The sequence below is a fragment of the Olleya sp. HaHaR_3_96 genome (assembly GCF_019278545.1).
Classification (GTDB): Bacteria; Bacteroidota; Bacteroidia; order Flavobacteriales; family Flavobacteriaceae; genus Olleya.
In genome coordinates this window covers 4,373,826-4,387,952 of sequence record NZ_CP058987.1, presented here as the reverse complement: position 1 = coordinate 4,387,952, position 14,127 = coordinate 4,373,826, and the positions used below count along the sequence as shown (strand labels likewise).

The 14,127-nt window shown below is 33.6% G+C and carries 8 protein-coding genes and 2 tRNA genes; 7 read left to right on the top strand and 3 right to left on the bottom strand.

What is annotated here, in order from left to right; translation table 11 throughout:
• Positions 1-2 precede the first annotated feature (2 nt).
• Complete coding sequence (locus H0I26_RS19515; RefSeq protein WP_218700479.1) at positions 3-1,709, bottom strand: hypothetical protein; 1,707 nt, start codon at positions 1,707-1,709, stop codon at positions 3-5.
• A gap of 168 nt (positions 1,710-1,877) precedes the next feature.
• On the opposite strand from H0I26_RS19515, the gene H0I26_RS19510 reads away from it, so the two are divergent.
• Both H0I26_RS19510 and H0I26_RS19505 read left to right on the top strand, forming a co-directional pair.
• Positions 1,878-1,952: transfer RNA gene (locus H0I26_RS19510), tRNA-Val, on the top strand.
• A gap of 252 nt (positions 1,953-2,204) precedes the next feature.
• A tRNA-Val gene (locus H0I26_RS19505) sits at positions 2,205-2,279 on the top strand.
• Positions 2,280-2,316: 37 nt separating this feature from the next.
• Here H0I26_RS19505 and H0I26_RS19500 read toward each other — a convergent pair.
• A complete protein-coding gene (locus H0I26_RS19500; protein WP_218702123.1) occupies positions 2,317-3,594 on the bottom strand; it encodes a UDP-N-acetylmuramoyl-tripeptide--D-alanyl-D-alanine ligase in 1,278 nt (425 codons plus the stop codon).
• Positions 3,595-3,663: 69 nt separating this feature from the next.
• The gene (gldJ, locus tag H0I26_RS19495) at positions 3,664-5,340 is read right to left on the bottom strand and encodes a gliding motility lipoprotein GldJ (protein WP_218700478.1); all 1,677 of its coding nucleotides are present in this window, start codon (positions 5,338-5,340) and stop codon (positions 3,664-3,666) included.
• 273 nt (positions 5,341-5,613) lie between these two features.
• On the opposite strand from gldJ, the gene porU reads away from it, so the two are divergent.
• From porU to H0I26_RS19470, 5 genes are all read left to right on the top strand, one after another.
• Complete coding sequence (gene porU, locus H0I26_RS19490; RefSeq protein ID WP_218700477.1) at positions 5,614-9,504, top strand: type IX secretion system sortase PorU; 3,891 nt, start codon at positions 5,614-5,616, stop codon at positions 9,502-9,504.
• A gap of 33 nt (positions 9,505-9,537) precedes the next feature.
• Positions 9,538-10,737: a type IX secretion system outer membrane channel protein PorV gene (gene porV, locus H0I26_RS19485; protein WP_218700476.1), complete on the top strand. Its 1,200-nt coding sequence runs from the start codon at positions 9,538-9,540 to the stop codon at positions 10,735-10,737.
• An 83-nt stretch (positions 10,738-10,820) separates the two neighbouring features.
• Complete coding sequence (gene cdd / locus H0I26_RS19480) at positions 10,821-11,303, top strand: cytidine deaminase (RefSeq protein ID WP_136583473.1); 483 nt, start codon at positions 10,821-10,823, stop codon at positions 11,301-11,303.
• A gap of 99 nt (positions 11,304-11,402) precedes the next feature.
• Positions 11,403-12,404: a pyruvate dehydrogenase (acetyl-transferring) E1 component subunit alpha gene (gene pdhA / locus H0I26_RS19475; protein WP_101020729.1), complete on the top strand. Its 1,002-nt coding sequence runs from the start codon at positions 11,403-11,405 to the stop codon at positions 12,402-12,404.
• Positions 12,405-12,407: 3 nt separating this feature from the next.
• On the top strand, positions 12,408-14,033 hold the full coding sequence (locus tag H0I26_RS19470) for a 2-oxo acid dehydrogenase subunit E2 (RefSeq protein WP_218700475.1): 1,626 nt from the start codon (positions 12,408-12,410) through the stop codon (positions 14,031-14,033).
• Positions 14,034-14,127 lie beyond the last annotated feature (94 nt).

Below are 14,127 nucleotides of genomic sequence, written 5' to 3'. Positions count from 1 at the left end.
CGTTAGTTGTACTTTTTTCGGTACCATTTTGTATAAATACTATCAATGTTTAAAGGATTGAAATGTATTTTATTTGTTTCGATATGATCTATTATGGTCGTATCTAATGTTGTGTTATTAGTACTGAAGTTTTTATTGAATTCAATCTTTACGGTGTATGGTAAAATATTAATTTCATTAGTATCAGTGCCCTTGAAGTTAGTAATGACATATAGTTTAGACAGTCCAGGAGTATAGGTGAAATGAGAAAAACGAGTGGGTAAGAAATACTCTCCTGTATAAAATAAAACAGAATCCCCCTCTTTTATATTTAAATACCTGTTTTTATCTTTAGGGATAAAAATAGATTCGTCAATACCATTTGTCAATTTAAATACAATTAAGTCTTTATTACTATTGTTTTTTAGTAAACTAAAAGCAGTGTTGTTTTTAGAAGGACCAGATTCTAATAGGTTAAAGGTCTTTGGGTATGGGTTTGTAAAGGCGTTCAAATCGGTTCCATTATATCCGCCTTCATAAGATACATAACGCTCGGTTTTTAATTTTAAACTGTATATAAAACGGGTGTGGTCTTTAGCTTTGTATTTCGAATTATAATCTTGGAGCGTAATGTTATGGTTAACATTGTTTGGATTAGTATCAGTTGGTTCTAAAATGGTTTCTTCAACTTCTGTTTCTCCGTAGGACGTTTCTTTGATTTTGTAGATATGGGTATTGTTTTTTTTGTTCTCTTGTATTTCTCCAATAGTTTCTATAAGTCTTTCTTGATCAGATTTCATATTTTGTAGATTAATACGTTCATATTGATTTAACGAATTATGAGTATTGTTATCATTATTAAACACTTTAGTTGTAATTCTAACAATTAAAATTAGAAAAACAATAACACTCCAAATACCAACACTTGATCCAGATTTTGATTTTGATTTTTTTGGAGAGTTAAAAGCGTAAGGTTGGGCAATTGCTGCATTAGATATTAAAACATCTTTTAACATGTAATTAGAAATGTCTAATTCTCCAAAAGCAACCATTGTTTTAGCTGAGAAAATAAAGATGTCATCACTAAGATGCTTTCTTTTTGAATTATAGGTGTCTATAATAACCGAATTTAATTCGTTAACCTCGTCGTAAAATGAGTTAGGATATTGGCTTAAGCAGGTTATAAAATTTCTATTAGTTATATAGCCAAGAGGGTGATATTTGTCTTTTAATTTACCAGTTTCAATATATACTTTAGCGTAATTTAGTTTTGAGCTAAATAGGTTAATAATAATCTGTTCGATTTCTTCAGTAAATAGAACATTGCTTTTAACCACATTAAGTAATAAGATATATTTCCCTTTACTAAGTGTTTCAGATAAAAAAGGTTTTAAGTGTTCTTTTAAATATGGCGACAAAAAGTGTTTTAAACCTTCAGGGTCCGCAATAGCTTCATGATAAATGGAGGTAGAGTTTTGAGGGATGTTACTATATTCGCCGCTAATTATTTGCTTTATCCATTTGTGCTTTTCAATAAAGATATGATGTTGTCGAATGTTGTCATTTTTAAGCTCATCAATTATAGTCGCTAATTCACCTAGATTGCTTTTGTTATCTAAAACAGCTTTGGCTTTAAGTTGCTTCTGAAGTCTAATGATTTTAGCGTCATCTAAGGTGGTTAGTGTATTAATATCTATACCTAGTTCGTCTATTAATGATATGTAGTTCAAGTTTGGAGCTTATTTTGATTCAAAAATATTAAAATATTTATAATTTAGTGATGTGTTAATCACTATAAATTAAAGAGTTAATTTATTTATTGAAAAAAAAATATTTTTTTTTCAATAAAAGGTTTTGAGATGACAAAAACTAATGTATATTTGCACTCCTAATAATTAGGGCGACTAGCTCAGTTGGTTCAGAGCACTTGGTTTACACCCAAGGGGTCAGGGGTTCGAATCCCTTGTCGCCCACAAAAAAATCCAAAACATATGTTTTGGATTTTTTTGTGCCATAAAGTTAAACTGCTTGGCTGTTATTTATAGAGTAATGCTTGCTTTTTTTATTAATAAGTCGAAGTTACATTTTCTTTTAAAAGTTTTTTTGTTTTTTTAGAAGCAGTAATGTGTTGTAAATCAAATGGTATAGGTAATTGTTTTAAAATTATTATAATTAAGTGTTGTTTTTAATTTAAATGTAATGTATATTTGCACTCCTAATAATTAGGGCGACTAGCTCAGTTGGTTCAGAGCACTTGGTTTACACCCAAGGGGTCAGGGGTTCGAATCCCTTGTCGCCCACAAAAAAATCCGAAACTTATGTTTCGGATTTTTTTATTTATAATAAGTCTAAGATTCTTTCTAAGGCCATTCCTCTGGACCCTTTTATTAATACAAAGCAATCTTTTATGGGCGTGTAGTTGGTTTTGAAATCTTCAAAGGATTTATATTGTTTCGTCTTACTTCCGTTTATTTGTGTCTTGTAAAAGTTTTCTCCTATCAGAATAACATGATCAATATCTAAGGTGTTTGATAAGTTTACAATAGTTTGATGTTCCTTGGATGCGGAAGGTCCCAATTCAAACATGTCACCTAATATTGCTATTTTATTTTTGTTGGTTTGATTACCAAAGTTTTGTAATGCAACATCCATACTTGAAGGGTTTGCATTATAAGCATCTAGAATAATAGTATTACTAGCTTTATTTATTATTTGAGAACGATTATTGGTAGGAGTATAGGCTTCTATAGCTTCTTTGATTTTTGTCAAGTCGACATCAAAGTATTTACCAATAATAGTGGCAGCGCATAGATTTGTAAAATTGTATTCGCCTATCAAATTGGACTTAATTAAGGTGTCTTCAGTTGTAAAATATACAAAAGGACTGGCTTCTACTAATTTGATTTTAAAGTCGTTTGAATTATTTTGGCTGAAGCCAATTTTTTTGACATAACTATTCAGTTTTTCAAATTGAATGGCGTCATCAGCATTGAAAAAAACAGGGTTGTTGTTATTCGTTAAATAGGTGTATAATTCACTCTTGCCTTCAATAACGCCTGCTGTACTTCCAAAGCCTTCTAAATGTGCTTTTCCAAAATTAGTAATATAACCAAAATCGGGCTTTGCAATTTGACATAAAAATTCTATTTCTTTTTTATGATTAGCACCCATTTCCACAATTCCAATTTCTGTATCTTTAGTCATAGAGAGTAGGGTTAGTGGCACACCAATGTGGTTATTAAAATTACCAATAGTGGCAGTCGTATTATATTTTTGGGAGAGTACAGCGTTTATTAATTCTTTGGTAGTCGTCTTACCATTGCTTCCGGTTAACGAAATTATTTTAACACCTAAGTATTCTCTATGGTATGTCGCGAGTTGTTGCAGTGTTTTAAGCGTGTTTTCAACCAAAATAGTATTATCTGATGTTTTAAAATTGACATCGTCTATAATGGCATATTTAGCACCTTTTTTTAAAGCCTCTTCTGCAAAAGTGTTTCCATTAAAGTTATCTCCACTCAAAGCAAAGAACATATTGTTGTAATCTACTTTTCTAGTGTCTGTACTCACAGCATTACAATCTAGAAAAAGTGTATGTAAAGCATCTATTTTCATAAAATAAAAGTATAAAAAAAGTCCTAACATTTGTTAGGACTTTTTAATATATTAACTAATTAAATTAGTTTAGTTTTTTGATTTGTTTACATTTTTAGATTTAGATCCTACTCTTGACATTGCACATCTAAAACCAATATAGTCTGTAGCCATGTTTTGAGGGTAGTAACGTCTTTGAGCTGGGTCTAACCAATACTCTCTATCTTTCCATGATCCACCTTTGTAAACTCTTACTTCATCATTAATTAATGAGGTACGTTTGTTAGATTTGTCATATTCTCTGATTATGTTACCTGCAGAATCAATCTCTATGTTGTGATTTGGTGCATTATACATTTTTCTTGTTGAAGCGTCTTGAGTAATATCACCTTCGTCATCTCCAAATCTGTCGGCATAATAACGAGAAGATTGAGCATCTCCATCTCTAAAGTTACGGTTATCACTTCTGTCAAAATTTGTTCTTAAGTACGTTTCCTCTTCATCAACAGGTTGAGTTGCTATTGACCCAGGTAAATCTCTAGGTAAAACTTTTCCGTTTGGTAAGGTGTCAAATACGATTTCATCGGTAGTAACAATTTTTACTGTTCCATCATCGTTAATAACATTTTTAGTATATACGTTACCTCTATAATAGTTAAAGTCGTTAAACTCATCATCTACAATAGGTCTGTAAACATCGGCAACCCATTCCGCAACGTTACCTGCCATATCGTAAAGACCGTAGTCGTTAGGCGCATAAGATTTTACTTGAGCAGTAATATCAGCACCATCATCAGACCATCCTGCTATTCCACCGTAATCTCCTTTTCCTTGCTTAAAATTAGCTAATTGATCTCCTTTTATTTTACGTTTACCAGAACGTGTGTATTGTCCATCCCAAGGGTATTTTTTACGCCCTCTGTATACGTTATAGCTTCTAATTTCAGATAATCCTAAAGCGGCATATTCCCATTCAACTTCTGTTGGTAGTCTATACTTTGGAGAAATTAAACCCGTTTCTCTAGAGGCGTAAACATTAATCTCGTCTCCAGCTGCATTAGTTTGTGGTTTTAAGTTTCCTCCTTTTAAAATATCTTCATTACCACCAAAAGTTTGTGTTGGTGCGTTGATATAAGTGTCAGTGCTAAAGTTTGCATCTGCAGTAGCTTCTAATTGACTACCTTCTTTTAGGTAACCATCTTGTTGTAAGTAGTATTCATTTACACGGTCAGTTCTCCAATTAGCGAATTCAACTGCTTGCATCCAGCTAACTCCAACGACAGGATATTCTCCATATCCAGGGTGACGTAAATAGTTTTCAGTCATTACTTCGTTGTAACCTAAACGGTTTCTCCAAACTAAAGTATCTGGTAATACACCGTGGTATATAGCTCTAAAATTTTCTTCTTCTGGTGGGTAAGTTCTTTTAATCCAGTCTAAATACTCAAGGTACATTTTATTAGTAACTTCAGTTTCATCCATGTAAAAAGATTGAACGTGTTGTTGATTTGGACTATTGTTCCAATCATGCATAACATCATCTTGTACACGTCCCATTGTAAAAGTTCCTCCTTCAACAAAAACTAATCCAGGAGCAGTTTCTTGCTCTTTAAAGTTAGTGTTGTACTGAAAACCTCCATCTTTAGAATTGATGTCCCATCCCGTTGCTCTTGAGGTATTTGAGCCACTACCAGATCTTTTACAACCAACCAAGGTCAACGAAACTGCTAGAGTTAATAATAGCCTTGATACAATTATTTTTTTCATATTAATACGTTTAAGTAACCTAAATAATGTTATTTTTTGGAGACGCAATATAAGAATTAAACATAACAAAACAACTAAAAATCATTTTTTTGACTAAACTAAATTGCATTTTGTCCCATTTTTTTACGCTACAACGATTTTATTTTTTGGTTTTGTTGCGCGTTTCGAACAATATAACGTGTTTTTTTTGATAATATTATCGTAATTTTGATTTGTTTTAAGATATTATTAAGAATTAAATAATATCAATGACAATTAGACGTTATTATTTCAATGAAAAAGATATTTCTATTATTGGTTACCTTTTATAGTATACCATTATTTTCTCAAGAAAAAAGTATTAAAATAATGTGGGGTGCTCCCCAAATATATTCGGCAGATAGTTATAGTGTGACTATTCCAACTTTTACGCCTGCAAAAAACTTTTCTTTTGATATGGCTAATGGTATCCGTTTTGTGGAACAATGGAAGGTTGATGGTTTTGTTAATGAAAACTCCTTAGTGGTGTCAGACGAGGTGTATTTACCAATGTCTAAAGATGATTTAAAAAATTTAAGTACACAGTCTATTCCAGAAACTTTAAAGGTGTCTTTAAAAAACGGATCAGCTAGAGAGGTTAATTATGCTGTTTTAACAGTAAGTCCTATTATAAAACAAGGGAATAGTTATAAAAAGTTGTTGTCCTTTAATATAAGTTATAGTATGAATAATACTTCAAGTTATAGAAGTTCGGCTAATCAAGTGATCACTAATTCGGTTTTGGCCAATGGTGATTGGTATAAGTTTGAGGTTGAAAAATCTGGGGTATATAAAATATCTAAATCTTTTTTAAATCAAATGGGTATTAATCTTAATGGTTTTGACCCAAGGAATATAAAATTATATGGTAATGGTGGAAAGATGATGCCTTTCGCTACTAATGCAAATTTTCCGTTTGATCCTACGGAAAATGCAATTAAAATTATTGGAGAAGAGGATGGTGTTTTTGATGACGATGATTATATTTTATTTTATGCACAAGGGCCATCCGCGGATGTTAATGTATCTTATATAAACACTAATATAAATCCGTACACCGATAAAACAGTATACTATATTAATATAAGTTCAGGGCAAGGAAAACGTATTCAAAATTTTAATCAACCTACGGGTAGTGTAACAACAATTATTAATAGCTTTCAAGAGTACCAGTTTCACGAAATTGATGCAAATAATATTATTTTTGTTGGAAGACGTTGGTTTGGGGAACAATTTGGTGTCGAGAATTCACAGTCCTTTGATTTTGAATTTCCCAATTTAGTCACTTCAGAACCTGTTAATATTAAAGTTGTTACAGCAACAACATCTTCAAGTGTTAGTAGTTTTTTAATTAGTGCTAATAGTAACGCTTTAGGTTCTGTATCGTTATCAGCAACTAATACGACAAATGGTGTTTACGTTACAGGAGGTACTTTTAATCAGTCAACTAATGTCGTTAGTGATATTGTTAGTGTAGCGTTGGATTATAATAACCAAGGAAACCCTAGTGCAGAAGCTTATCTGGATTATATTTCAGTGGAGGCCACAAGAGCGCTTACGTTTAACGGGAGTCAATTTCATTTTAAAAATAATGAAGCTACTTCAGGGAGTGGTATTGCTAATTATGTATTGTCTAATGCGTCACAAGTACAGGAGGTGTGGGATGTTAGTGATTTGTACGATGTCAGTAGTATTACAAATATTGATGCGAACAACACTTTAAGTTTTAATGCATCCATGGGGGATTTAAAAACGTTTATTACAGTAAGTTCTCAACATTATTTAGAACCTGTTTTAGCTCAGAATAGCACTGTAAATAATCAAAACTTAAAAGGGACTATTTTTTTAAATAACCAAGGTGGTTTTCAGGATATCGACTATTTGATGTTAACAACCCAGTCCCATTTAGCACAAGCCCAACGTCTTGCTCAAATTAACAGAGATAAGAAAAACTTAAATGTTAAAGTGGTCGTTGTCGATGATATTTATACCGAGTTTTCTTCAGGAAACCCAGACATCACAGGAATTCGGAATTTTGTTAAATACGTGTATGATAACGCTAGCGCTCCGGAAAATAGAGTAAAATATTTGTGTATTTTTGGTGATTCCTCTTTTGATTATAAAGGACGTATCTCTTCTAATACTTATAACTTTCCAACTTGGAATGCGTATAGTAGTTTTAATTTATCCAGTTCTTTTATTTCAGATGATTATTATGCATACGTAGATTTAGATGAAGGAGTTTTGGATCAATTTAATAATGCTAATAAATTAGATATTGCAGTGGGTAGGATTATCGCAGACTCTCCGCAGCGCGCTAAACAAATGGTAGATAAGATTGAAGTTTACTATTCAAAAGGCGCTTTAGGAAGTTGGAGAAATAATTTTATTGTTGTGTCTGATGATGTGGATGAAGCTTGGGAAGCAACACTACAGCAAACAACAGATGAAATTGCTGATGAAGTGACTTTGTTTAAACCTTTTGTAAATGTGACTAAGATTCATTCAGATGCTTATGAACAGCAAGCATCAGCGGGAGGAGATCGTTATCCAGGAGTGACAGAAGCGTTGACTAATGCGATTGAAAAAGGTGCTTTAATGGTTAATTATTTTGGTCATGGAGGAGAGGACGGATTGGCTCACGAACGTATTTTTCAAAAGGATGATGCAGCAGCCTTGAATAACGTATGTAAATTAAATTTATTTGTTACCGTAACTTGTGAGTTTACTAGGTTTGATAACCCACTTAGAGAGACTGCAGGAGAATTGATTTATTGGAATAAAGACGCTGGTTCTATTGCTCTAATAACAACGACAAGGCAGATTTTTGTAGAGGTTGGAAAAGATTTTAATAAAATATTAAAAGAGTATTTGTTCTCTTATAGTATTAATGATACGTATTCTGATTATGAGTATCCGACGATTGCAGAGGCGTTACGATTGGCTAAAAATGATCCAAGTTTTTCTGATGCTCAAAAAAGTTTAGCATTTTATATAGGGGATCCAGCACTTACGTTGGCTTTTCCAGAACCAAATATTAGGTTAACTACGATAAATGATGTGCCTATTACTCAAGAGACTGATGTGCTTCAGGCCTTAGGGTATGCGAAGCTGGCAGGAGAAGTTACGGATGTTAATGGGAATGTGCTTAATGGTTATAATGGTATTGTGACAACGACTATTTATGATAAAGAGATTGCACGAGAAACTTTGGCGAATGACAATACAACAAATTCTGGTGGATTAATAAAACTTAATTATACGACTTTAGGAGCTAATGTTTTTAGAGGACAAGCAACAGTTACGAATGGTCAATTTGAATTTGATTTTATAGTTCCTAAAGATATTGGTATTCCTGTAGGAACAGGAAAAATTAGTTTTTATGCAACACAAGAAAACGCACTGGAGGATAAGACAGGTGCAAGTATAGAGGTTTTAAAAATTGGAGGAATAAATCCTAATGCTGCCGAAGACAATATTGGGCCAACAATTCAGTTGTATATGAATGACGAAGCATTTGTTTCAGGAGGTATAACTAATGAGTCCCCTTTGTTATTAGCTAATTTTGAGGATGAAAACGGGATTAACACAGCGAGTGGTATTGGACATGATATTGTCGCTTTATTAGATGGAGACGAAATTAATCCCTACGTGCTTAACGATTATTACCTGACAGAGGTTGATGACTATACAAAAGGCGCATTGAGTTTTCCTTTTAGAAATTTAGAGCCAGGGTTACACACTCTGACATTAAAAGCTTGGGATGTTTATAATAATTCGGCTACAGCCGAAATACAATTTATTGTTTTTAATGAAAATGAAAGTTTAGTTATTAATAACGTACTAAACTATCCTAATCCGTTTGTTAATTATACGGAGTTTTGGTTTAGTCATAATAGTTCTGAGGTCTTAGATATTTCTGTTCAGATATTTACGGTTTCAGGAAAACTGGTTAGAACGCTAAATGGACAAACAGCTTTGGCTGGTGGGAAATCTATAAAATCGACTTCTAGAGATATTGTATGGGATGGTCGTGATGATTTTGGAGAAAAAATAGGAAAAGGAACGTATATTTACAAATTAAAAGTGCATTCACAAAGCACTAATAAATCAGTAGAAAAAATAGAGAAACTTGTAATCCTCTAATAAAAAATTATATTTGTTAACTAAAATTGATGCATGAAAAATAAAATTTTAATAGCTGTAGCTTTCTTTTTATCGCTTAAAGGACTATCGCAAACGACAATTACAAACCCTAATGATTCACGTGTAATTACTACAGGTATCCCTTTTGCTTTAATAGCTCCAGATGCTAGAGCTGCTGGTTTAGGAGATATGGGTGTCGCAACATCTCCAGATGGATATTCTCAGTTTTGGAATGCTTCAAAAAATGTGTTTAATACTAATAAGTCAGGAATAACACTTAGTTATACGCCGTACTTAAGTAAGTTGGTTAACGATATAGGATTAGCGTCGGTTTCATATTTTAATAGAATAGACGAGAATAGTGCTTTTGGAGTTGGATTTAGATATTTTTCTTTAGGAGAAATTGAATTTGTTCAAGATGAGTTTTCTACACCAGTAATTCAAAAGCCAAATGAATTTACACTAGATGTTTCTTATGCATTAAGATTTAGTGATCAATTTGGTATGGCTGTTGGATTAAGATATTTAAGATCTGATTTAAAATTACAAACAGGTGATACGGATGCTACAGCTGCCAGTAGTTTTGGTGCAGATATTACAGGGTATTATCAAGGAGAAGAAGAAGCTTATAACGATTTTAATGGTCGTTGGAGAGGTGGATTCGCCATTCAAAATTTAGGACCTAAATTTAAGTATGATGAAGAAGGTCAAGAAAATTTTCAACCAACTAACCTTAGATTAGGAGTCGGTTTTGACTTTATATTGGATCAATATAATACGGTAGGAGTTACTGCTGAGTTTTCTAAGTTATTAGTACCAACACCACCACTTTTAGGTTTTGATGATACAGATGAGGATGGTGTTCAGGATGCTGATGAGCCAACATATATTGTGTCAGGACAAGATCCTGATGTACCATTTTTATCAGGTGTATTCCAATCTTTTGGAGATGCTCCGGGTGGGTTTAAAGAAGAGATACAAGAATTTACTTATGCTTTAGGTGCCGAGTATACTTATCAAGAGTCTTTTGCTTTTAGAGCAGGATACTTTAATGAGCACGAAACAAAAGGAGCACGTAAGTTTTTTGCTTTAGGTGCTGGTTTTAAATACAATGTTATAAATGTAGATTTATCTTATTTATTCTCTGCATCACAAGTACAGAGTCCATTAGAAAGTACATTGCGTTTTTCTTTAACCTTTAATTTAGGAGCAGGAACGTATAAAGAATTTTAAAAATAGAATTACTAAATATCAAAAAAAAGACTATTGTGAAAGCAATAGTTTTTTTGTCTAAAATAGTTACGTATATTTAATTTATGAAGGAAGTAAAAATAGAAACCACATTACAAGTCTTTGACAATATTAAAGAGCTATCTGAAGAGCTTCAGGCCTTAATGAGTCAGGCATCAGAAGCAAGACAGAAGGCTTATGCACCGTATTCAAAATTTAGTGTAGGCGCTGCGTTGTTATTAGATAACGGAGAAGTAATTACTGGTAGTAATCAAGAAAATGCATCGTATCCGTCAGGGTTATGTGCAGAGCGTACCGCTATTTATTATGCTGGTGCAAAATACCCAAAAGCAAAATTTGTAAAAATGGCTATAATTGCGGGATCGCAATTGCATCCAACTTTAACGCCAATACCACCTTGTGGAGCATGTCGTCAAGCTATTGCAGAATACGAAGTCAAACAAGACACTCCGATAGAATTGTATTTTATGGGAGAAACAGGTAAAGTCGTGCGCTCAAATTCGTTAGGAAACTTACTTCCACTACTTTTTGACAAATCAGCACTGTAACTATATCGTTTTCGTAATAAAAATAACTATTTTCAGTTTTTTCGTTAATAACTAAAGTGTTACTTTTGTTATTAGATTAAAAAAAACCAAACATCACCAATGCAAAAAGTAACAAAAGAAACGTATATAAAATGGTATGAAGACATGCTATTTTGGAGGAAGTTTGAAGATAAGCTTGCAGCTGTCTACATTCAACAAAAAGTTAGAGGTTTTCTTCATTTGTATAATGGTCAAGAAGCTGTATTAGCAGGAGCTTTACATGCAATGGACTTAACAAAGGATAAAATGATTACCGCATATCGTAATCACGTACAACCAATTGGTATGGGTGTCGATCCAAAACGTGTTATGGCAGAATTATTTGGAAAAGCGACAGGAACCTCTCAAGGTTTAGGTGGTTCTATGCATATTTTTTCTAAAGAGCACCGTTTTTATGGAGGGCATGGTATCGTTGGAGGTCAAATCCCTTTAGGAGCAGGTATTGCTTTTGGAGATAAGTTTCATGGTGTAGATGGTGTTACTATCTGTTGTTTCGGTGATGGAGCAGCACGTCAAGGGTCTTTACATGAGACGTTTAACTTAGCGATGCTTTGGAAGTTACCAGTTGTTTTTGTTTGCGAGAACAATGGATACGCCATGGGGACGTCTGTAGCACGTACAGCAAACCATACGGATATCTGGAAACTAGGTTTAGGTTATGAAATGCCTTGTGGACCTGTTGATGGAATGAATCCAATTAAAGTTGCTGAAGCATTTGATGAGGCAATACAACGTGCACGTCGTGGTGATGGACCAACGTTTTTAGAAGTTAAAACATACCGTTACAGAGGACATTCAATGTCTGATGCACAACATTATAGAACAAAAGACGAAGTTAAAGAATACAAAAAACTAGATCCTATTACGCAAGTAAAAGATATTATTCTTGCAGAAGAGTACGCAACAGAAGATGATCTTAAAGTTATCGACAAGCGTGTGAAAGAGTTAGTTGCAGAGTGTGAGAAATTTGCAGACGAATCGCCATATCCAGATAAAAATGTGATGTACGATGTTGTTTACGATCAAGAAGATTATCCATTTATAGACCACAAAATAAAATAAGCTATGGCAGAAATTATAAATATGCCACGTTTAAGTGACACCATGGAAGAAGGGACTGTCGCTGCTTGGTTAAAAAAAGTAGGAGATAAAATTGAAGAAGGCGATATTCTTGCAGAAATCGAAACTGATAAAGCAACAATGGAGTTTGAATCTTTTTACGAAGGTACTTTATTATATATCGGCGTTCAAGAAGGAGAAACAACTAAAGTCGATCAACTTTTAGCTATAATTGGTGAAGAAGGTGAAGATGTTTCAGCATTATTAAGTGGTGCTGAGGATAAACAAGCGGAAGCTGCTGTTGAAGAGAAAGAAGAAGAGACGTCAAATACTGATGAAGCAACTTCAGGGTCTGAAACACTTCCAGAAGGTGTAGTCGTTGTTACTATGCCAAGGTTAAGTGATACCATGGAAGAAGGTACCGTTGCTACTTGGTTGAAAAAAGTAGGAGATGTAGTAGAGGAAGGCGATATTTTAGCTGAAATCGAAACAGATAAAGCGACTATGGAATTTGAATCGTTCCAGTCTGGTACGTTATTATATATTGGATTAGGAGAAGGTGATTCTGCTAAGGTTGATGCTTTATTAGCTATTATTGGCCCTGCAGGAACAGAGGTTTCAGGTATTGCCAAAAGCTTTAAAGCTTCAGGAAATGATTCTGCTAAAACAGAAGAGGCTCCAAAAACAACAGCAGTTAAAACGGAAACACCAAAGCAAGAGACTAAAACAGTTTCAGCACCTCCAGTACAAAATACAAATACAGCAACAGGACGTATATTTGTATCGCCTTTAGCTAAAAAAATGGCTGAAGAAAAAGGAATCGATTTAGCTCAGGTTAAGGGATCGGGAGAAAACGGACGTATTGTAAAACGCGATATTGAAAACTTTACTCCAGCTGCAGCAGTAGCACAATCTTCTGCGCCAGTGGCTAAATTTGTAGCTTCAGGACAAGAAGATTTTGATGAGAAACCTAACTCGCAAATGCGTAAAGCAATTGCTAAAAACTTAGCAAAGTCTAAGTTTACAGCACCTCATTACTACTTAAATGTGGAGTTTGATATGGATAATGCTATCGCATTTAGAACGCAGTATAACTCTATTCCAGATACTAAAATTTCATTTAACGATATGATTGTTAAAGCTTGTGCTTTAGCATTACGTCAACATCCGCAAGTTAACTCACAGTGGTTTGATGATAAAATGAGATTAAATAACCATGTACATGTTGGTGTAGCAGTGGCTGTAGAAGATGGATTACTAGTACCAGTTGTAAAATTTGCTAATGAGCAGTCTTTACCTCAAATTGGTGCAGCAGTCAGAGATTTTGCAGGACGTGCTAGAAAGAAAAAATTATCTTTAGACGAGATGGAAGGGAGTACGTTTACTATTTCTAACTTAGGAATGTTTGGTATCGAAAGCTTTACATCTATTATAAATCAACCTAACTCGGCAATATTATCTGTTGGTGCTATTGTAGCAAAGCCAGTAGTTAAAAATGGTCAAGTTGTGGCAGGTAACACAATGAAGTTAACACTAGCTTGTGACCACAGAACTGTGGATGGTGCAACGGGATCTCTATTTCTTCAAACATTAAAAGGATATATTGAAAATCCAGTGACTATGTTAGTTTAATAGTTTCGCTTTAAAGGAATTAAAAATCATATAAAATCCCATTTCAATATAATTGATTTGGGATTTTTTTATCTTTAAACTCAAATCCATTCAA

Excerpts from the sequence above, each read along its gene's own strand:
- H0I26_RS19500 (WP_218702123.1), bottom strand. The coding sequence starts at position 3,594 with ATGAAAATAGATGCTTTACATACACTTTTTCTAGATTGTAATGCTGTG.
- gldJ (WP_218700478.1), bottom strand. The coding sequence starts at position 5,340 with ATGAAAAAAATAATTGTATCAAGGCTATTATTAACTCTAGCAGTTTCG.
- porU (WP_218700477.1), top strand. The coding sequence starts at position 5,614 with ATGAAAAAGATATTTCTATTATTGGTTACCTTTTATAGTATACCATTA.
- porV (WP_218700476.1), top strand. The coding sequence starts at position 9,538 with ATGAAAAATAAAATTTTAATAGCTGTAGCTTTCTTTTTATCGCTTAAA.
- cdd (WP_136583473.1), top strand. The coding sequence starts at position 10,821 with ATGAAGGAAGTAAAAATAGAAACCACATTACAAGTCTTTGACAATATT.
- pdhA (WP_101020729.1), top strand. The coding sequence starts at position 11,403 with ATGCAAAAAGTAACAAAAGAAACGTATATAAAATGGTATGAAGACATG.
- H0I26_RS19470 (WP_218700475.1), top strand. The coding sequence starts at position 12,408 with ATGGCAGAAATTATAAATATGCCACGTTTAAGTGACACCATGGAAGAA.